This is a genomic window from Microbulbifer maximicatervae (SeqCode) (assembly GCF_052467695.1).
Genome location: NZ_CP174320.1, coordinates 189,823 through 207,539, shown reverse-complemented (window position 1 = coordinate 207,539; position 17,717 = coordinate 189,823). Strand labels below are relative to the sequence as shown.

Annotated in this window: 17 protein-coding genes; 13 read left to right on the top strand and 4 right to left on the bottom strand. The window is 52.1% G+C overall.

What is annotated here, in order from left to right; genetic code table 11:
- Window positions 1–4: 4 nt before the first annotated feature.
- From murA to hisD, 3 genes are read left to right on the top strand one after another with little or no spacing between them, the layout of a single operon-like run.
- Entirely contained in the window at window positions 5–1,267 is a 1,263-nt protein-coding gene (gene murA / locus ACJJI8_RS00915) for a UDP-N-acetylglucosamine 1-carboxyvinyltransferase (RefSeq protein WP_444933971.1), read from the top strand.
- 50 nt (window positions 1,268–1,317) lie between these two features.
- Window positions 1,318–1,956 (top strand): ATP phosphoribosyltransferase, encoded by a 639-nt coding sequence (gene hisG / locus ACJJI8_RS00910; RefSeq protein ID WP_444933970.1) that lies wholly within the window; start codon window positions 1,318–1,320, stop codon window positions 1,954–1,956.
- A gap of 14 nt (window positions 1,957–1,970) precedes the next feature.
- Window positions 1,971–3,281, top strand: coding sequence for a histidinol dehydrogenase (hisD, locus tag ACJJI8_RS00905; RefSeq protein WP_444933969.1), 1,311 nt, complete (start codon window positions 1,971–1,973; stop codon window positions 3,279–3,281).
- A 49-nt stretch (window positions 3,282–3,330) separates the two neighbouring features.
- Here hisD and ACJJI8_RS00900 read toward each other — a convergent pair whose 3' ends face one another.
- Entirely contained in the window at window positions 3,331–3,759 is a 429-nt protein-coding gene (locus ACJJI8_RS00900; protein ID WP_444933968.1) for a nuclear transport factor 2 family protein, read from the bottom strand.
- A gap of 20 nt (window positions 3,760–3,779) precedes the next feature.
- Complete coding sequence (locus ACJJI8_RS00895) at window positions 3,780–4,922, bottom strand: S1C family serine protease (RefSeq protein WP_444933967.1); 1,143 nt, start codon at window positions 4,920–4,922, stop codon at window positions 3,780–3,782.
- 390 nt (window positions 4,923–5,312) lie between these two features.
- Between ACJJI8_RS00895 and sat the strand changes: the two genes are divergently transcribed.
- Window positions 5,313–6,503 (top strand): sulfate adenylyltransferase, encoded by a 1,191-nt coding sequence (sat, locus tag ACJJI8_RS00890; protein WP_413663032.1) that lies wholly within the window; start codon window positions 5,313–5,315, stop codon window positions 6,501–6,503.
- An 86-nt stretch (window positions 6,504–6,589) separates the two neighbouring features.
- On the opposite strand, the gene ACJJI8_RS00885 is transcribed toward sat, so the two are convergent.
- A complete protein-coding gene (locus ACJJI8_RS00885) occupies window positions 6,590–7,030 on the bottom strand; it encodes a Z-ring associated ZapG family protein (protein ID WP_157954137.1) in 441 nt (146 codons plus the stop codon).
- 350 nt (window positions 7,031–7,380) lie between these two features.
- Here ACJJI8_RS00885 and zapE point away from each other — a divergent pair, with 350 nt between their 5' ends.
- The 9 genes from zapE (at window position 7,381) to ACJJI8_RS00840 (ending at window position 15,771) form a co-directional block, all read left to right on the top strand.
- Window positions 7,381–8,505, top strand: a complete 1,125-nt coding sequence (gene zapE / locus ACJJI8_RS00880; RefSeq protein WP_444915736.1) for a cell division protein ZapE — start codon at window positions 7,381–7,383, stop codon at window positions 8,503–8,505.
- A 114-nt stretch (window positions 8,506–8,619) separates the two neighbouring features.
- Window positions 8,620–9,048: a 50S ribosomal protein L13 gene (rplM, locus tag ACJJI8_RS00875; protein ID WP_444893021.1), complete on the top strand. Its 429-nt coding sequence runs from the start codon at window positions 8,620–8,622 to the stop codon at window positions 9,046–9,048.
- Window positions 9,049–9,063: 15 nt separating this feature from the next.
- Window positions 9,064–9,456, top strand: a complete 393-nt coding sequence (gene rpsI, locus ACJJI8_RS00870; RefSeq protein WP_282933887.1) for a 30S ribosomal protein S9 — start codon at window positions 9,064–9,066, stop codon at window positions 9,454–9,456.
- Window positions 9,457–9,758: 302 nt separating this feature from the next.
- On the top strand, window positions 9,759–10,358 hold the full coding sequence (petA, locus tag ACJJI8_RS00865; protein ID WP_413663029.1) for a ubiquinol-cytochrome c reductase iron-sulfur subunit: 600 nt from the start codon (window positions 9,759–9,761) through the stop codon (window positions 10,356–10,358).
- Window positions 10,355–12,556: a ubiquinol-cytochrome c reductase gene (locus tag ACJJI8_RS00860; protein ID WP_444915737.1), complete on the top strand. Its 2,202-nt coding sequence runs from the start codon at window positions 10,355–10,357 to the stop codon at window positions 12,554–12,556. Before petA ends, ACJJI8_RS00860 begins: the two co-directional genes overlap by 4 nt.
- A 107-nt stretch (window positions 12,557–12,663) precedes the next feature.
- On the top strand, window positions 12,664–13,290 hold the full coding sequence (locus ACJJI8_RS00855) for a glutathione S-transferase N-terminal domain-containing protein (protein WP_108734210.1): 627 nt from the start codon (window positions 12,664–12,666) through the stop codon (window positions 13,288–13,290).
- A gap of 25 nt (window positions 13,291–13,315) precedes the next feature.
- Complete coding sequence (locus ACJJI8_RS00850; protein WP_108735312.1) at window positions 13,316–13,711, top strand: ClpXP protease specificity-enhancing factor; 396 nt, start codon at window positions 13,316–13,318, stop codon at window positions 13,709–13,711.
- A gap of 141 nt (window positions 13,712–13,852) precedes the next feature.
- Complete coding sequence (locus ACJJI8_RS00845; protein WP_444915738.1) at window positions 13,853–15,040, top strand: GGDEF domain-containing protein; 1,188 nt, start codon at window positions 13,853–13,855, stop codon at window positions 15,038–15,040.
- 107 nt (window positions 15,041–15,147) lie between these two features.
- The gene (locus tag ACJJI8_RS00840) at window positions 15,148–15,771 is read left to right on the top strand and encodes a Yip1 family protein (RefSeq protein ID WP_282933883.1); all 624 of its coding nucleotides are present in this window, start codon (window positions 15,148–15,150) and stop codon (window positions 15,769–15,771) included.
- 38 nt (window positions 15,772–15,809) lie between these two features.
- Here the strand turns inward: ACJJI8_RS00840 and ACJJI8_RS00835 are convergent, their stop codons facing one another.
- On the bottom strand, window positions 15,810–17,717 hold the full coding sequence (locus ACJJI8_RS00835) for a M48 family metallopeptidase (protein ID WP_444933966.1): 1,908 nt from the start codon (window positions 17,715–17,717) through the stop codon (window positions 15,810–15,812).

Below are 17,717 nucleotides of genomic sequence, written 5' to 3'. Positions count from 1 at the left end.
TTGAATGGATAAGTTGATAATAGAGGGCGGCAGCCCAATTTCCGGGACTCTGCGGATTTCTGGAGCTAAGAATTCAGCCTTGCCGATATTGGCTGCTGCTTTATTGGCTGACGGGCCTGTGCAAATCGATAATTTGCCGCATCTCAATGATATTACCACCATGATCACCTTGCTCCGGTGTATGGGGTGTGATGTCACTATTGATGAAAAGTTGGGAGTTGAGATTGACCCTCGCTCAGTCAATGACCTGACCGCTCCCTATGAGCTGGTTAAGACAATGCGGGCCTCAATCTTGGTTCTTGGGCCCCTGTTGGCTAGGCATGGGGTTGCGAATGTCTCCTTTCCTGGTGGTTGTGCAATTGGTAGCCGCCCAGTCGATATTCACCTGAAGGGCCTTGAGGCAATGGGTGCTGAGATAACCATCGATGGTGGTTTCATTCGGGCGCGCTCCAATGGTCGTCTTAAGGGAGCCAATATTGTCATGGAGAAAGTGACAGTTGGCGGCACTGAAAACCTGTTGATGGCAGCGGCACTGGCAGAGGGAACTACGACTCTGCACAACGCCGCTCGCGAGCCTGAAATCGTCGATTTGGCAGAGTTCCTTATTGCTATGGGGGCTCAGATTGAAGGGGTTGGCACTGACACCCTGCGTGTTCACGGTGTACCTAAGCTTACCCCCTGCAAGTTCACTGTTATGCCGGACCGTATTGAAACCGGAACCTTCCTTGCGGCAGCTGCTGCGGCGAGGGGCAAAGTGCGCCTGCTCAATACTCGTGCCGATATCCTCGATGCGGTTATGGTTAAGTTCGAGGAGGCCGGAGCTCATATCAGTTGTGGCGACGATTGGATTGAGCTGGATATGAAAGGCAATCGCCCTAAAGCGGTGAGCTTCCGTACAGCGCCTTACCCAGCCTTCCCTACAGATATGCAGTCCCAGTTCACAGGAATGAATGCTGTAGCCGAAGGAAAGGGGACTGTAGTTGAGACAATCTTTGAAAACCGCTTAATCCAGGTTCATGAGCTGAATCGAATGGGAGCAGATATCACCCTGGAAGGCAATACGGCAATTGTTACCGGGGTGGAGAAGCTTAAGGGCGCTCCAGTAATGGCTTCAGATCTGCGCGCGTCAGCTAGCTTGGTTATTGCTGGTATGGTGGCAGAGGGCACTACTATGGTGGATCGTATTTACCATATTGACCGCGGCTACGAGTGTATTGAAGAGAAGCTCCGACAGCTGGGCGCGAATATTCGGCGTGTTCCCGGCTGATTGCTACGAAGTTAATCCCAAGAGCCAATGACGGACTGGCGTAAATCGAAATGACTGCACAAATTACAATCGCACTGACAAAAGGGCGGATTCTTCAGGAGACCCTACCGCTTCTTAAGGCGGCGGGGTTGGAGCCTGCTGAAGACCTAACTAAAAGTCGAAAGTTGATATTTCCGACGAATCGCGAAGGGGTGCATCTCCTCCTCCTGAGGGGAGTGGATGTGCCCACTTATGTGCAGCATGGAGCCGCAGATATAGGTGTGGCGGGGAAAGACACTCTACTTGAGCATAGTTCTGATGGTATATACGAGCCTCTCGATTTGGGCATTGCCCGCTGCCGCCTGATGACCGCTGGTGTTAAGGGGGGGCAACTGCCCAGTGGCCGAATTAAGGTCGCTACCAAGTTTGTACAGAGTGCCAAAAAGCACTATGCCTCGATTGGCCGTCAGGTTGACATTATTAAGTTGTATGGGGCTATGGAGCTTGCTCCGCTAATGAATTTGGCCGACGAGATTGTCGATATTGTTGATAGTGGCAATACGCTAAAGGCCAATGGCCTTGAAGCCCGAGAGACTATTGCGCAAATCAGCAGTCGATTGATCGTCAACAAGGCAGCCATGAAGATGAAATATGCGCCAATCAATAGTTTGATTGAGAGGCTGGCATCGGCTGTGGCACAAACCAAATAGATACCCGAAGCATTATGACGAGCAAAGTAATTCGTCGGCTAAATACGGTCGATAGAGATTTCGATGGCCAATTGAAGCAGCTATTGGCTTGGGAGGCAGTGGCGAATCAAGAGGTCGAAAGTATCGTTGCAGAAATATTGCGGCGTGTTCGCTCCCTTGGTGATAAGGCTGTTATCGAGTTCACCAACCGCTTTGATCATCGGCATCTGGAAAGCGCGAAAGACTTTGCTCTATCGGCCGCTGAGCTTACCGCAGCTCTAGGTCGTATTGGTATCGAGGAGCGCGAGGCCCTGGAGGCAGCCGCTGATAGGGTGAGGCGCTATCACGAGCATCAAAGGCAGGAGTCCTGGCGCTATACGGAAGCCGATGGGACTGTCTTGGGGCAGCAGATTACCCCTATGCAAAGTGTTGGCATTTATGTTCCCGGCGGGAAGGCTAGTTACCCTTCCTCCGTGCTTATGAATGCAATTCCAGCAAAAGTAGCTGGCGTAGATACTGTATATATGGTGGTGCCGGCTCCGAAGGGGGAGCTGAACGACCTGGTGTTGGCGGCAGCGGCAATAGCTGGAGTGGACCAGGTGTTTACGATTGGTGGTGCCCAGGCAGTAGCGGCGCTAGCCTATGGTACTGAGTCTATTCCCGCGGTGGATAAAATAGTTGGCCCGGGGAATATCTTTGTGGCCAGTGCCAAGCGAGCTGTTTTTGGTCATGTTGCTATCGACATGATTGCTGGCCCCTCTGAAATTCTGGTGATTTGTGATGGGCAAACAAATCCTGACTGGATTGCCATGGATCTGTTGTCACAGGCTGAGCACGATGAACAGGCGCAGTCAATTCTGTTGTGTCCTGACTCCAAGTACTTAGATCGGGTTGAGAGTTCGCTGCAAAGGCTTTTGGTCGAGTTACCTCGGGCTGAGATTGCTTCCCGTTCCCTTGCTGATCGTGGAGCGTTGATCCAAGTGGAGTCCATACAGCAGGCGATCGAAATCTCTAATCGGATTGCGCCGGAGCACCTGGAAGTTTCAGTAGATAACCCTGAGGCATACCTTCCTGAGATCCGGAATGCCGGAGCCATTTTCCTTGGGCGCTATACGGCAGAGGCATTGGGGGACTACTGTGCTGGTCCTAATCATGTCCTTCCTACCAGTGGCACTGCCCGTTTTTCCTCACCGCTGGGAGTTTACGACTTCCAGAAGCGCAGTTCGGTGATCTACTGTTCTGAAAAAGGTGCTGATACCTTGGGGCGCGTAGCGCATACTCTTGCGCTCGGGGAGGGGTTAGAAGCTCATGCCCGCTCTGCGGGTTTTCGGGTCAAGGATTTCTGAGTAATACACCCCGACAGATTCCTCTATGCGGGGTGTGTACATAGTGCACTTATTCTGTAGGGGGTATGCGGGTAGCCTGCCAGGCTAGGGCGCGCCACTCACCGTCTCGTTTAACAAACATGCCGGTGTTGAAGTAATAGCTTTGTTCCCCTTTACTGCTGTCTTTAGCCGATAGTTTAAATGCAGCAATAGCGATATCTCCTAACAATCGAATGTCAATTTCCTCGGCGGCATAGCTCGTTGTCACTGGTTCAGTGGGAGGTGTTTGCATTCCTTGCATAATTTCGCTTTTGCCAAAGCGCTTTCCGTTTGAGCTGGTGTATACCAGGTCCTCGGCCCAAAAGCGTTGGTGGGCCAGGGGATCAGAGGCAGCTTTGCTGATAAAATCAATCAGCAGTTTTTGTAAGTCTTCTTTATCTTCCGCTACTGCGGGAGTTACAGTTATTGTAAAAAGCAGAGCTAAAACCATTGAGCGCATGGAGGCTCCTCCTTGAGGGGTTATTCTATTGCTGTTTTTGTCTGTGGCTCTTCTGAAACTGTGGCATTAACCGTATGGGAAGTGCCTTCTCTAATGAAGGTTATTGAGATGGTATCACCGGGGCGCAGAGTGGCCATAGTGGCCTCGCCCTGTTTGCCATCGCCGATAGGGAGACCGTCAATATGCGTGATGACATCTCCTGGCTGAAGACCTGCAATGTGCGCGGGGCCCTCGTTGTAAATAGCTGTTACTAATACGCCACCAGTAGAGTTTAAATTGAACTCCTTGGCCATTTGAGGGCTAATGCCAGTAGCTTCAATGCCCAGCCAGCCGGGTACGACGCGGCCATAAGCAATAATATCCTGCATTACCTTGAAGGCAATATTGGCGGGAATGGCAAAGCTGATCCCGCCTGAATAGCCGGATTGGTTGAGAATTGAGGTGTTGATGCCGAGTAGGCGCCCTTGTGAGTCAACCAGTGCGCCACCAGAGTTTCCAGGGTTGACCGCAGCATCTGTCTGCAAAAAGTTCTGTAAGTAGCTGCCGGTACCTGAGTTTTCAAGGTGGCGGCCTTTCGCACTGATAATACCTTGAGTCACTGTTTGCCCAACTCCAAAAGGGTTGCCGATTGCTAGGACGACGTCGCCCACTTGTGCCCTGTCGGGCTCGCCAACAGAAATGGAGGTCAGGCCGTCGAGGTCAATTTTGAGGACGGCTAAGTCAAAATCTGTATCGCTTCCGACGAGTCTTGCTTGCGCTTCCCGCCCATCAGCTAAAAGAATAACAATGGCATCTGCCTGGTCGACCACATGATGATTAGTCAGGATATAACCGTTGTCACTGGCAATGACACCTGAGCCAAGATTGGATTGCATCCTCTGTCTTTGTGGGACATCCATGTTGTCGAATAAGCGCCTAAAAAGGGGGTCATTAAACAGGGGGTGCTGGCGCTGCGGCATGGCCATTCGGGTGTAGATATTGACTACAGCTGGGCCTGCCACATTGACAGCGTGGGCATAGGAAACCGGACCTTGGGTATTATTTCCATTGGCCTCGGGGGCGACACCGCGCAGTTGTGGGAATATAACCAAGAGCAGGGCAGCCATGGCAAGGCCTACCAGGGTTGGTAGGATCCAATCTTGTAAAAATCGGTTTTGGGACACTCGTGACTCCTCTTTGCGCTGATTATACACACGTCTCCAAGCGGAATCGCTGCACATGGCGTTTGTTAGAGGAAATTGTTTCTTTTGGCGGGGTGGTTGTTCACGTCACAACAATTAGCATGTAAGGGCTCTACAAAATAGCTTGAATAGAGGGGTAGTTTGTGAGCCTAAATGGAGGGCGCTTGTATTTCTCACTCTACTATATAGCGATTGTCCAGTACCCGGGTTGCTTACTTGGTTATTGAGACCCTGGAGTTGCTCAGGGAGTGGAATTTGGGAGGTATAATCTAACTCCTGTATGGCAATGACATTGGTCGCTTACGATAGATGCGTATAATGGCCAATCGAAATTTTAAGACTAACCGGTAACTACTGTTTTTGGAGACCTAAATGTCCCTAGTTCGCCCCCATGGCAGCGTTGAACTTCAGCCACGCTTTGTATATGACAGTGAGAGGCATCACCAGTTGATGCATGAAGCGGAGTCCCTGCCGTCAATCGTGGTCAGTTCGGCAGCTGCCGCCAACGCGGTGATGCTCGGGGCAGGATACTTCAATCCGTTACACGGCTATATGAACCTGGCAGATGCCATGAGTGTTGCTGAAACCTTGCGCACAGTAGATGGCCTGTTCTGGCCGGTGCCGGTTGTTAATGTTGTTAAAGACGCGAGTGAAATTGAGGGTGCCTCCCGTATTGCCCTGCGTGACCCAAATGTCGAGGGTAATCCGGTTCTCGCCGTGATGGATGTTGAGGCGATCGAAACCATTTCAGAAGAGCAAATGGACACCATGGCTGAGCAGGTGTTTGGCACTCTGGATGAGAAACACCCCGGTGTCGCAACCTTTAAGTCTGCGGGTCGAACTCTAGTATCGGGCCCGATCGAAGTGCTGAACTTTAGCTACTTCCAGAATGACTTCCCGGATACTTTCCGCACTGCGGTAGAGATTCGCAATGAATTCAAGGAGCGTGGCTGGAATAAGGTTGTAGCCTTCCAGACTCGCAACCCGATGCACCGCGCGCACGAAGAGCTGTGCAAGATGGCCCTCGACGGGGTAGAGGCCGATGGTGTGCTGATTCATATGCTGCTTGGCCAGCTGAAGCCCGGTGATATCCCCGCTCCGGTGCGCGATGCTTCCATTCGCAAGATGGTAGAGCTGTACTTCCCGGCGAATACTGTGATGGTGACCGGCTACGGCTTCGATATGCTGTATGCGGGCCCGCGCGAAGCGGTATTGCATGCGGTATTCCGCCAGAACTGTGGCTGTAGTCACCTGATTGTCGGTCGCGATCACGCCGGCGTTGGCGATTACTACGGCGCTTTCGATGCTCAGACAATCTTCGATGAAAAGGTGCCTGAAGGCGCTCTAGAGATTGAGATTTTCCGTGCTGACCACACTGCTTATTCCAAAAAACTGAATAAGGTGGTGATGATGCGTGATGTTCCTGATCACACGAAAGAAGACTTTATTCTGCTTTCAGGTACTAAAGTGCGTGAAATGTTGGGTGATGGTATTGCGCCGCCCCCAGAGTTTTCTCGCCCTGAAGTGGCGCAGATTTTGATGGATTACTATCAGAGCCTGTAAGTTCTGAATAAAAAAGGCGGGTGATTACCCGCCTTTTTTATTTCTTGGAAATCTGCGTTTCATCATCTCGTACAGCTTGTTAATTATTAGCTGCTCTCATGGGCCTCTTTTTCGAGCCCATAGTCCTCAGCGAGGGTACCTTTGGCGCCAGGCTCTTTAGGGGCCCAGTCGCGAGGCGGCTCTATATCCTGCAATTTCTCATCGTTGTCTTTTAATTTTCCACTGCCGGCTTTTAGCATCTGGCGGCCAATATCCTGGCTGGATAAGCGCAGCGCACTATTAGATAGGTATTCGTGAACCTCTTTATAGCTCTCGGTGAGGTTGTGAACAAGTTGTGACGTTTGGTCAAAGTGATCGTTGACCTGCAACTGGAAATCTTCGAGTTTGTTGTTGGCTTCGCGAAGTCTCTGCTCCAGTTCCTCTGAGCGCTCCACACTGGTACGCCCGCGCACAGCCAGGAATGCGAGGAATGCACCCAGGGTCATACCGAGGACGCCGACTAGAATTAATACCGATGTAGAGTGCACTTACTACCTCCTCAACTTGCTTTTTTATTGTACAGATCGCCTCGTGGAGAGATGAGGCTGCCAATCTTGGCCCAGCCGGTTTCTGCACTTTGGGTAGCCCGCGTTCGTGGCTATTGCCCCTCATAATAGAGAGGCCAGTATACGCGATTATTACGCTGACAATTAATGTTGTCGGTCAATTGCGACAGAATGGTTAGTGCCTGGTTCCAGTTTGCGGGGAGGGCTGGCTATTTCGGGTGGTTGCACTGTTGTAAAGGATGCCAACCCCGTCGCTCTGCGGTCTATGCGTAGATTGGTTGAATTTGATAGAGTGCGCGCCAGTTATTCAGTAGTCGAAGAAATTTTCCTCTATGTTGCCCGCCAAACCACTATTTTCTTCCCCTCTTGAGCGTTATGAGAGTGACCTTCAGCGCCCTGACTTTGTTGAGGATCAATCTCAGCGTCAGGCAGTTGAGGAGTTGCAGGATCTTCACCGACGCTTGGTGGCTCGGTCTGAGCGCGGTGCGATCGTCAGTTTTTGGTCCCGTATTCGCAGTGGCGCTAATGAGCCGGAGAAGGGGCTCTACTTTTGGGGTGGGGTAGGCCGCGGAAAAACCTACCTAATGGATGCGTTTTTTGAGTCCCTGCCGTTCGCGGAAAAACAGCGTACCCATTTTCATCGCTTTATGCGTCGAGTTCACCAGGATCTAAAGGAGTACGCAGGGGAGAAGAATCCGCTGGAGAAGGTGGCAGATAAGATTGCCCGCCGCGCTCGGGTGCTCTGCTTTGATGAGTTTTTCGTCTCAGATATTGCCGATGCCATGATATTGGCCGGCCTGTTGGATGCGTTGTTCCGCCGGGGGGTGGCCCTGGTGGCGACCTCGAATATTGTGCCCAAAGGCTTATATAAGGATGGGTTGCAGAGGGTACGGTTTCTTCCGGCCATTGATCTGCTGGAGAAGTACACCAAGGTGGTTAATGTCGATAGCGGTACCGATTACCGGCTGCGCACCCTGGAGATATTGGAATTATATCATTCTCCGCTGGGACCTGAGGCGGATAACAGTCTGGAGCAGAGTTTTTCACAGCTGAGTGTCAGCGGCTGCGAAGCTCGTAGCGAGGTTCAGCTGCAAGTGGAGGGGCGCCCAATTCGAGCCTTGAAAGTAGCGGATGATGTTGCTTGGTTTGATTTTGTGGATCTGTGCGATGGGCCGCGATCGCAAAATGACTATATCGAGCTGGCCAGGGAGTTCCATACGGTGCTTCTGGGGTCGGTGGTCAAGTTTGATGAGCGTATGGATGCCCAGGCGCGTCGCTTCATTAATCTGGTAGATGAATTTTACGACCGGTGCGTGAAGTTGGTGATTTCTGCGGAGGTTCCAGCTGAGGAGTTGTACGTCGGCCGGAATCTTAAGTTTGAGTTTGAGCGCACGGTGAGTCGGCTTTTGGAGATGCAGTCCCGCGAATATCTGGAGCGGCCCCATCGCCCCGAATAAGTCTGTCGAGTCGGGGTAAATTCCGCTTGAAAAGCATACACTCCTTTTGTACTATCCGCGCTCTTTTGTGGGACGGCCCCTAATTCTGGGGGTCATATTACAGGTGTTTATAACATGAAGACTTACAGTGCCAAGCCAGAGGCGGTAAAACGCGACTGGTACATTGTTGACGCTGCGGACAAGACCCTCGGCCGTATTTCTGCCGAGATCGCAACCCGCCTGCGCGGCAAGCACAAGCCTGAATACACGCCCCACGTGGACACTGGCGATTACATCATTGTAATCAACGCAGAAAAGGTTCGCGTGACCGGTAACAAGGCCAAAGACAAGATCTACCACAGCCACTCCGGCTACCCTGGTGGTCTTAAATCCATCAGCTTCGAAAAGCTGATCGAAAAAGCGCCCGAGCGCACCGTTCAAAGCGCCGTTAAAGGCATGCTGCCGAAAGGTCCTTTGGGTCGTGCCATGTTCAAGAAGCTGAAAGTATACAGCGGCAGTGAACATCCTCATGTGGCTCAACAGCCGATTGAACTGGCGATCTAAACGGGAATAAATCTGATGGCAACTACTCAATACTACGGTACCGGCCGCCGCAAGACCTCTACTGCTCGTGTATTCCTCGCAGCAGGCGAAGGTAAGATCACCGTAAACGGTCGCACTCTGGACGAATACTTCGGCCGTGAAGTGGCTCGCATGATCGTGCGTCAGCCGCTGGAAAAGGTTGAAATGGTCGAGAAATTCGACATCACTGTTACTGTTAAAGGTGGCGGTTCCTTTGGTCAGGCGGGTGCTATCCGTCACGGCCTGACCCGTGCCCTGATGCAGTACGACGAAGCGCTGCGTCAACCGCTGCGCGCCGCTGGTTATGTTACCCGCGACGCCCGTGAGGTTGAGCGTAAGAAAGTGGGTCTGCGCAAAGCGCGTAAGAAGCCGCAGTTCTCCAAGCGTTAAGCTTTCTTTTTGGCCCGGCTTTTGCCGGGCTTTTTTATATTCCCGTATCTGTGGTTATCCAGCGCTCTTATGACTTTTGCTGGATTTATCGCGGTTTCGCCGCGTGATTCCCGACGTTCCCCATAGCATTGCCTTGTATCAAATTGGCATTTTCTTTAACATTGCGCCGATTTGTATCCGCTTGATTTGTGGGGTTTATTCGCGCGGGCAATCTGCCGGGGCGGGACTTCTTTCAAGACTTTTTGGGTTTGGGCCAGCGAATCTCCGGGTTATCGGGGTCGCTGTGATGGGAGAACTACGTCATGAGTGATGACGGTGTAAATGTAGGACGGCGCCGTTTTCTAACCGCTGCCACCTCAGTTGTTGGTGGCGCGGGTGCGGTGGGGGTTGCCGTTCCCTTCGTCGCTTCCTGGAAGCCGAGTGCCAAGGCGAAAGCTGCGGGCGCTCCGGTTAAATACAACATTAGCAAAGTTGAACCGGGCCAAATGGTCACAGTAGAGTGGCGAGGTAAGCCGGTCTATGTTGTGCGCCGTACCGATGAAATACTGCAAGACCTGGAGAAAGTGGAGCCTCTACTGCGCGACCCTAACTCCGAGGAGTCTATCCAGCCAGCTTATGTAGATCCGGAAAACCGCTCTATCAAGCCAAAGCTGTTGGTGTTGGTTGGCCTGTGTACGCACCTTGGCTGCGCGCCTATGTACCGCCCGGAAGTGGGTGCTGCCGATCTGGGTGGCGATGAGTGGATGGGTGGCTTCTTCTGTCCCTGTCACGGTTCCAAATACGATATGGCTGGCCGTGTTTATACCGGTGTTCCCGCGCCTACCAACCTGGAGGTGCCGCCTTATTCCTATGAAAACGACGATGTAATCGTGATTGGCGTAGACCAGGAGGGCACCGCATGAAATGGCTCGCAGATTTCGGTGATTGGGTAGATCAGAGACTACCCATTTACCAGGCCTGGGATAAGCACATGGGCAAGTACTACGCGCCCAAAAACTTTAACCTGTGGTATTTCTTCGGCGTTTTCTCCCTATTGGTCCTGGTCAACCAGCTGTTGACCGGTATTTGGCTCGTTATGAGCTACAACCCCTCTGCCGAGGAGGCATTTGCCTCGGTTGAATACATCATGCGCGATGTGGAGTGGGGTTGGTTGATACGATATCTTCACTCCACAGGTGCGTCTGCCTTCTTCGTGGTGGTATACCTGCATATGTTCCGCGGTTTGATGTACGGCTCTTATAAGCCGCCCCGCGAGCTGGTGTGGATCTTCGGTATGTGTATCTACCTGGTGCTGATGGCAGAAGCCTTTATGGGCTACGTACTGCCCTGGGGCCAGATGTCCTACTGGGGTGCCCAGGTAATTGTTTCCCTGTTTGGAGCAATTCCCGGCATTGGCGATAGCCTGGTTGAGTGGATTCGCGGAGACTACCTGATCTCTGGTATTACCCTGACTCGCTTCTTCTCCCTGCACGTTATTGCGTTGCCGCTGGTATTGGTATTGCTGGTAGTTCTGCATATCCTGGCGTTGCACGAAGTGGGTTCCAACAACCCAGACGGCATCGAGATCAAGAAGAACAAGGATGAGAATGGCATCCCCAAAGACGGTATTGCTTTCCACCCTTACTACTCTGTTCACGACCTGGTAGGTATCGCGGTATTCCTGTTTATCTTCGCAACTGTTGTGTTTTTCTTCCCGGAAATGGGCGGCTTCTTCCTGGAGTACGCTAACTTCGAAGAAGCGAACCCGCTGAAGACACCACCGCATATTGCTCCGGTTTGGTACTTCACGCCGTTCTACGCAATCCTGCGTGCGGTTACCATGGATATCGGTCCGCTTACTGCGAAATTCCTTGGCTTGGTAGCCATGGGTGCCGCTATTGCTGTGCTGTTTGTATTGCCTTGGCTGGACAAGAGCCCGGTTCGCTCGATCCGCTACAAGGGTTGGTTGCCGAAGGGCTTGCTGCTTCTGTTTGCTGCAGTATTTATTATCCTTGGCTACCTGGGTGTTAAATCTCCGACCCCGGATCGTAACTTCCTGTCTCAGGTAGCGACGCTGTTCTACTTCGCCTTCTTCCTGACCATGCCGGTTTGGACGAATCCGAAGAGTAAGAAAGGCATTGGCTCCTGGGCTGTTTGTGTCATCTTCGGCGTGCTGTTCTTGTGGATGGCGGTAGCTAATTACTCCGTGAATACTTTCATGGTGGTTGTAACTCTGCTGCTCTCTGCCTTCTTTACTTTGCTGCCCTGGATTACCAATCGCGATGAGGTCTACCCTGAGCCTGAGCGTGTAACCAGCCCGTCTGGTGGTAAAACTTTCGGCATCCTGTTTATCGGTATTATCGTTGTCGGCCTGCTGACCTTTATCCCGATTAAAGCGGTAGGTGCAGAATCTGAAGTGGAGCTGGATCACATCAATATCGACCTGCGGGACAAGCCGTCTCTGCAGCGTGGTGCCAAGTACTTCGTCAACTATTGCATGGGTTGTCACAGTGCCAATTACTCCCGTTGGGAGCGTGTGGCCACTGACCTGGATATCCCGGTTGAGTTGATGATGGAGAACCTGGTTTTGGGTGACGACAAAATCGGCAACCTGATGACGATCTCCATGCGTCCAGATGATTCCAAAGTATGGTTCGGCGCCGCGCCGCCGGACCTGACGCTGGTTGCTCGTTCTCGCTCACCGGAATGGCTCTACACTTACCTCCGCAGCTTCTATAAGGACGACAGTCGTGCTACCGGGGTAAATAACAAGGTCTTCCCGAGTGTGGCCATGCCTCACGTTCTGATGGAGCTGCAAGGCTTGCAGGAGTGTGCCCCTGGTCCCAAGCGCGACCACGGTAAAGTTGTCCGCGATGAGCTGGGCAACCCGATTATGGATGCCGCCTGTGGTAGCCTGGAGGTCGGTAAGGTGAAAGGCTCTATGACACCTGAAGAGTTTGATGGGGCAATGTATGACCTCGTCAACTTTATGGAGTACATTGCTGAGCCGATGGCTGAAGATCGCAAACGTGTTGGCTTCTATGTGCTGGCGTTTATTTTTGTGTTCTTTATCTTCGCCTGGTTGCTGAACCGCGAATACTGGAAAGACGTGCACCACTAAAGCCGTCGCTAGTTTGTCTCTAATGGGTGGTGGGTTTACTCACTGCCCTTTTATATTTTGAATAAATGGTCGGCTCTAGCCGGCTTAAAGTTTGAGGTAGTTTGAACATGGGTGTGCCTACCAACAAGCGCTCCTCGATGACCTTCTTCTCCGATGGTCGCAGCCACTATAGCCACCGAGTACGTATCGTACTTGCAGAGAAAGGGGTTTCCGTCGATATCACCGATGTGGACGCCGATGATAAACCAGCTGAACTCGCTGACCTCAATCCTTACAACTCCCTGCCAACCCTGGTAGATCGCGACTTGGTTCTGTTCGAGACCAAAGTGATGATGGAGTATCTGGACGAGCGTTTCCCGCATCCGCCGCTGCTGCCGGTTTACCCGGTTGCCCGCGCGCAGAGCCGCCAGATCATGCATCGTATCGAGCGCGATTGGTGTCCTCTGGTGGACAAGATCCTTGCCGGTGGTAAGGACGCGGCCTCCGCTCGCAAAGAACTGCGCGACAACCTGGTTGGTATCGCTCCGATGTTTACCGACCTGCCGTACTTCTTTAATGAAGAGTTTTCTCTGGTAGATTGCTGCATGGCCCCGCTGTTGTGGCGCCTCGAGCAGTTTGAGATCAGCCTTCCGAAAACCAAGCAGGTTAAGCCGTTGCTGGATTATATGGACCGCCTGTTTGCCCGCGAGGCATTCCAGCAAAGTCTGACCGAATACGAACGGGAAATGCGTTGAGGGAATACTGGTGAGCAAGCCGGCCATGACATCCAATCGTCCCTATATTCTGCGGGCGTTTTACGAGTGGATAACCGATAACCGGTGCACTCCTTATATTCTGGTTGATACGCACCTCCCCGGTGTTTTGGTGCCGCAACAACATGTGAACGACGATGGTCAGATAGTGCTGAACATCTCGGAATCAGCGGTTGCCAGTCTGACTATGGATAATTACGCCATCAGGTTTAACGCCCGTTTTGGCGGGGTTCCGACAGATATCCAAGTTCCTGTGGGGTCTGTGGTCGGAATCTACGCGCGGGAAAATGGGCAGGGGATGGTATTTGAGGCCGAGGAAACTCCAGAGCCGCCCGAACCGACGCCACCCACCAGTTTGGGTAAAAAATCGGTGAAAAAACCGGCTCTGCGTGTCGTTAAATAGTGCTCCTTTTCGCTGGTAGGGCAGATTTCTGAAGCCCTGCCAGTCCCCCCCGCCCCTGCTTCAATTTTGTGATCTAGTTCCGGGTATACGCTTGTCCCAAGTCCGTATAATGTCGCGTTATCTTTTATTGCCGCGAATGTCATGCCGCCGTACCTTCAATGGCTGCGCTTTATTTGGCTGCCAGGGATGCTTCTGGTGCTTCTCGTTGCGCAGTATCTTCCCTGGATCGATCTGACCCACTTATACAGTCCGCAGCTGCCTGTGTTGCTATTGGCTATGGCAGCATTGCTCAGTTTTGGTTTTCGCTCAAGCCGGGTTGCGCTTTCAGCGCTGCTTATCATGGCCCTATACATCGCGGCTCACTCCCAGTTGCTCCCCAGCTTGGACAGGGATCTCCCGCTATATCTCTCACTGGTAGCGGTAAATCTTGTTCTCTTTACTTGCAGTCGTGATCGCAGTGTCTTCAGTATTTTTGGGCTGCTGTGGGGCCTGTTTTTGCTGGCTGAGGGGGTGGGTTTTGTCTTGCTCTACGATTGCTGCGCGCCGCTGAGGCTGGCATTTCCGGTCGAGAATTTACCCAGGGGGTTGTCCGGGTTTTTACCCGACGCATTTTCGTTGCCACAATTGATCGGCAGTGTCTCCGCTCTCGGTGCTTTTGCCTTACTTTTTCTCTACCCTGGCCCCACCGCTATGGGTCTGTTTAGTTGTTCTATTTTGCTGCTGTGCAGTGTTTGGTTGGGCTTTCCTCTCGAGTTTACCGGGTCTGTAGCGGGAATATTGTTGGTCGCTTCGCTGCTTGGGGCCAGTTATGAATTGGCGTTTCGCGATGAGCTGACTGGGCTTCATTCCAGGCGGGCCTTCCGCTATCAGATGCTGACGCCAACATGGAATTACAGCCTTGCCATGGTTGATATCGATCATTTTAAGAGGCTGAATGATCGCTATGGGCACCAAGTGGGTGATCAGGCTTTGCAAATGGTTGCGGCTCAACTCGCGCGCCACTCTCACGGTGCCGTGTTTCGCTATGGTGGCGAGGAGTTTGTTATTTACCTTCCGGGCCGCAGTCGCGAGGCGAAAGAAGCTTTATTGGAAAAAATCAGGGAGAAAATCTCAAGCTACCCGCTGCGCCTAAGGTCATCGGGGCGTCTTGCCGCAGGGGCCTCACTAAGGGGGAAGGGCGGAGGGAGGCCAGTAAAAGTTACTGTGAGTATTGGCGTTGCCCACCGCAATAAAAAACTAAAGAAACCCGAGAATATCCTTAAAGCGGCTGATCAAGCGCTTTATAAAGCAAAGCGCAGCGGGCGAAATTGCCTGTCGGTCCACAGCTGATATAAATCAAGTAAATTTGAAAGTGACGCTTAATTCCCTTTTGGCATTGGTCAATCTGTTGTGCGCCACCGATACTGCAAAGCAGGGTATTGGAAGGGAGATTTGGTGTGCGGATACTCAGTCATACAATAGGTATTCTTACCAACCCGGAAAAAGAGTGGAAAGCGATACGCGCTGATCGCCATTCTTTTTTTGAGGTGTTTGTAACTCATGTGCCGCTTCTGGCGTTGATTCCTACTGTGGCCGGTTACTTTGGGGTTACCCGGGTAGGCTTTCAGGTTGGGGGACATCTAGCAAAGCTGACACCTGAAAGTGCAGCTGTTCTGTCGGTTGTTACTTACTTTGCATTGCTGGTTGGCGTCTATTGCCTCGGAGAGTTTATTAACTGGATGGCGCGATCCTACGGGGTTGAGGGCGATGAGCCCACGCGCCATTATGAAGGGACGGCACTTGCGGTGTTTATTACTACGCCAATCTTCCTGGCGAGTATCGTCGTCCTTTATCCGCACCCCTGGCTCACGATGGCGTCGGTAGGCATTGCCGGGATGTATTCTATTTACCTGGTCTTTGCCGGCATTCCGATCCTGATGAATATGAATAAGGATCGAGCATTTCTGTATGCCTGTGCAGTATTAACCGTTGCCCTGGTAATGATGGTTACGGTGCTTATTGGCTCCGTCATTTTATGGAGTGTGGGCATCGGGCCGGTTTATCAGCACCACGCCTATTAAGGCTTCACAACGCCAGCATTTGTGCTGGCGTTGTGCGGCTACCTAGACTTATCGATAATCGGTGGCATAGGGCAGTCCAGGCTGTCAGCGACGGCCCTTAACAGTTCGATCTCCTCCGCTTTAATTACCCCATTGTGATTCAAGGTGATCACAATCGCTTTCAGTAAGTCAGGTTTCTCCAGGGGCGGTATAAGGCTGGCGATTGCAATGGCCTTGTCCAGTCGTGGCAGGGTGATATCAGCGATGCCTGGTAGCGGGGTTATTTCAAGCCTGAGAGCACTGAGTCCCTTCTCATAAGCACGTTTTGCTGGAAGGTATTGGCTGTTTCCCGCATGGGCGATGGCTGCAATGATAAATCGTGAAGCATCTTTGTTGGCATGTTTGCTGTGGGACAGGCGCTGTCGATCTGGAGCGCCGTCGAGCGCGTGCATTAATACCCGGTACAGGGCCCATTCCCAAACTTCAACTTTCCCATCGCTGTGAAGAAGCTTGATAAGATTTCGTTTAAAGATCTGGTACTGCTGAGGGACTAGGGCACGTAAGGCCGGGATACATAGGTCAATCAATGCGAGGCGGGCGTTGCTCGGCAGTGATTCCATATGTGGTGTGAGTTTTTTCATCTCGCGGATAACAGCGGGATGGGCAATTTTCTCCAAGAGGTTAAGCTGTTTGTCTCGCTCGGTTTTATCCTTGTGCAGAAGAAGGTAGTAAACCAGTGCCCGGGCGGTAAAAGGTTCGTGTGCAGCCTGTTGGATCAGAGGTGGAATAGAACCCAGCAGTTGATGCCCAAGCTCAACTTGGTGTGTATCTGGTTTGGCAATGCTGTTGTCCACCGCATCCAGAGCAGCCTGGAAAGGCGTTGTAGGAGCGGCCATGGCGAACTGAGGATTTTGCAATTCACTGGGTTTTACAGTCTGGGCTTCACTTTTTACCTGTTCTTCCGTATTGGCGAATAGGCCGTTCCAGGCGGGTTCTAACCTCTTTATACGCACCGGTAGTGGAGGGTGAGTGGCAAAAAGGCTGAGCAGCGAGTGTTTTACCCCAACCGCGAACAACATATGGTTAAACTCTGCTGCGTTGGGGCTGCTGAGTTCTGAGCCTAAATCGCGGCCACCGATCTTTTTCAGTGCGTTGGCAATACCGAGGTTGTTGCGAGTAAATTGTACTGCGGAGGCATCGGCAAGAAACTCCCGTTGCCGACTGGCAGCGGCCTTGATCAGGTTGCCGATTAGCGTACCGGTGTAGCCGAGGATAATCAGAGTTATTCCCAGGCCTAGTAGAGGATATCTTATGGGGGTTATGCGCCTGTGGGGTGCCGGGCTTCTGACAAGGAGCTGCCCCAAAAGTCCAATAATTAAGATTCCATGTAACAGCCCGGTGATCTGGGTGTTTAGACGAATGTCTCCATTGAGAATATGACTGAACTCGTGGGCAACAATTCCTTGTAGCTCCTCCCGGGTAAGCTTTTCCAAGGAGCCCCGCGTCAGGCCAATAATGGCGTCGGTAGGGTTTTGGCCAGCGGCAAAGGCATTGATGGTGCTGTCCTCAATGATGTAGACATCGGGTACCGGAATACCTGTTGCAATAGCGATCTCTTCCACAACATTGAGTGCTCTCTTTTCCCGCTCAGTTCGCGCGGAAGTATTAAGCTTGTGCCCTCCTAGGGATTCCGCCACAGCCTTTCCCCCAGGGGATAATTGATGGAACTTGTACAGACTGCCCAGGATAACGACGGTACCGATGACAAAGGCTATTGAGCCAAGGGTCTCCCAGCCCAGAAGTTGCACAACTTCAAAGGGAGTAAATGGTTGGCCGCGAGACAGTGACACCATGGCCGCCGTAGCCAGGGTACTCAAACTAATTAGGGCAATGAGGGCCAGGCTGAACAGGAAAACCAGCAAACGACTGCTGTGCTTGGCTTTGTCCTGATGAACGTAAAAGTTCAT

What these genes read in the sequence shown, in the direction of transcription:
- ACJJI8_RS00845 (WP_444915738.1), top strand. Translation starts at nt 13,853, where the DNA reads ATGCCGCCGTACCTTCAATGGCTGCGCTTTATTTGGCTGCCAGGGATG.
- ACJJI8_RS00855 (WP_108734210.1), top strand. Translation starts at nt 12,664, where the DNA reads ATGGGTGTGCCTACCAACAAGCGCTCCTCGATGACCTTCTTCTCCGAT.
- sat (WP_413663032.1), top strand. Translation starts at nt 5,313, where the DNA reads ATGTCCCTAGTTCGCCCCCATGGCAGCGTTGAACTTCAGCCACGCTTT.
- ACJJI8_RS00900 (WP_444933968.1), bottom strand. Translation starts at nt 3,759, where the DNA reads ATGCGCTCAATGGTTTTAGCTCTGCTTTTTACAATAACTGTAACTCCC.
- hisD (WP_444933969.1), top strand. Translation starts at nt 1,971, where the DNA reads ATGACGAGCAAAGTAATTCGTCGGCTAAATACGGTCGATAGAGATTTC.
- petA (WP_413663029.1), top strand. Translation starts at nt 9,759, where the DNA reads ATGAGTGATGACGGTGTAAATGTAGGACGGCGCCGTTTTCTAACCGCT.
- ACJJI8_RS00860 (WP_444915737.1), top strand. Translation starts at nt 10,355, where the DNA reads ATGAAATGGCTCGCAGATTTCGGTGATTGGGTAGATCAGAGACTACCC.
- ACJJI8_RS00850 (WP_108735312.1), top strand. Translation starts at nt 13,316, where the DNA reads ATGACATCCAATCGTCCCTATATTCTGCGGGCGTTTTACGAGTGGATA.
- murA (WP_444933971.1), top strand. Translation starts at nt 5, where the DNA reads ATGGATAAGTTGATAATAGAGGGCGGCAGCCCAATTTCCGGGACTCTG.
- rpsI (WP_282933887.1), top strand. Translation starts at nt 9,064, where the DNA reads ATGGCAACTACTCAATACTACGGTACCGGCCGCCGCAAGACCTCTACT.
- hisG (WP_444933970.1), top strand. Translation starts at nt 1,318, where the DNA reads ATGACTGCACAAATTACAATCGCACTGACAAAAGGGCGGATTCTTCAG.
- ACJJI8_RS00835 (WP_444933966.1), bottom strand. Translation starts at nt 17,717, where the DNA reads ATGAACTTTTACGTTCATCAGGACAAAGCCAAGCACAGCAGTCGTTTG.
- rplM (WP_444893021.1), top strand. Translation starts at nt 8,620, where the DNA reads ATGAAGACTTACAGTGCCAAGCCAGAGGCGGTAAAACGCGACTGGTAC.
- zapE (WP_444915736.1), top strand. Translation starts at nt 7,381, where the DNA reads ATGTTGCCCGCCAAACCACTATTTTCTTCCCCTCTTGAGCGTTATGAG.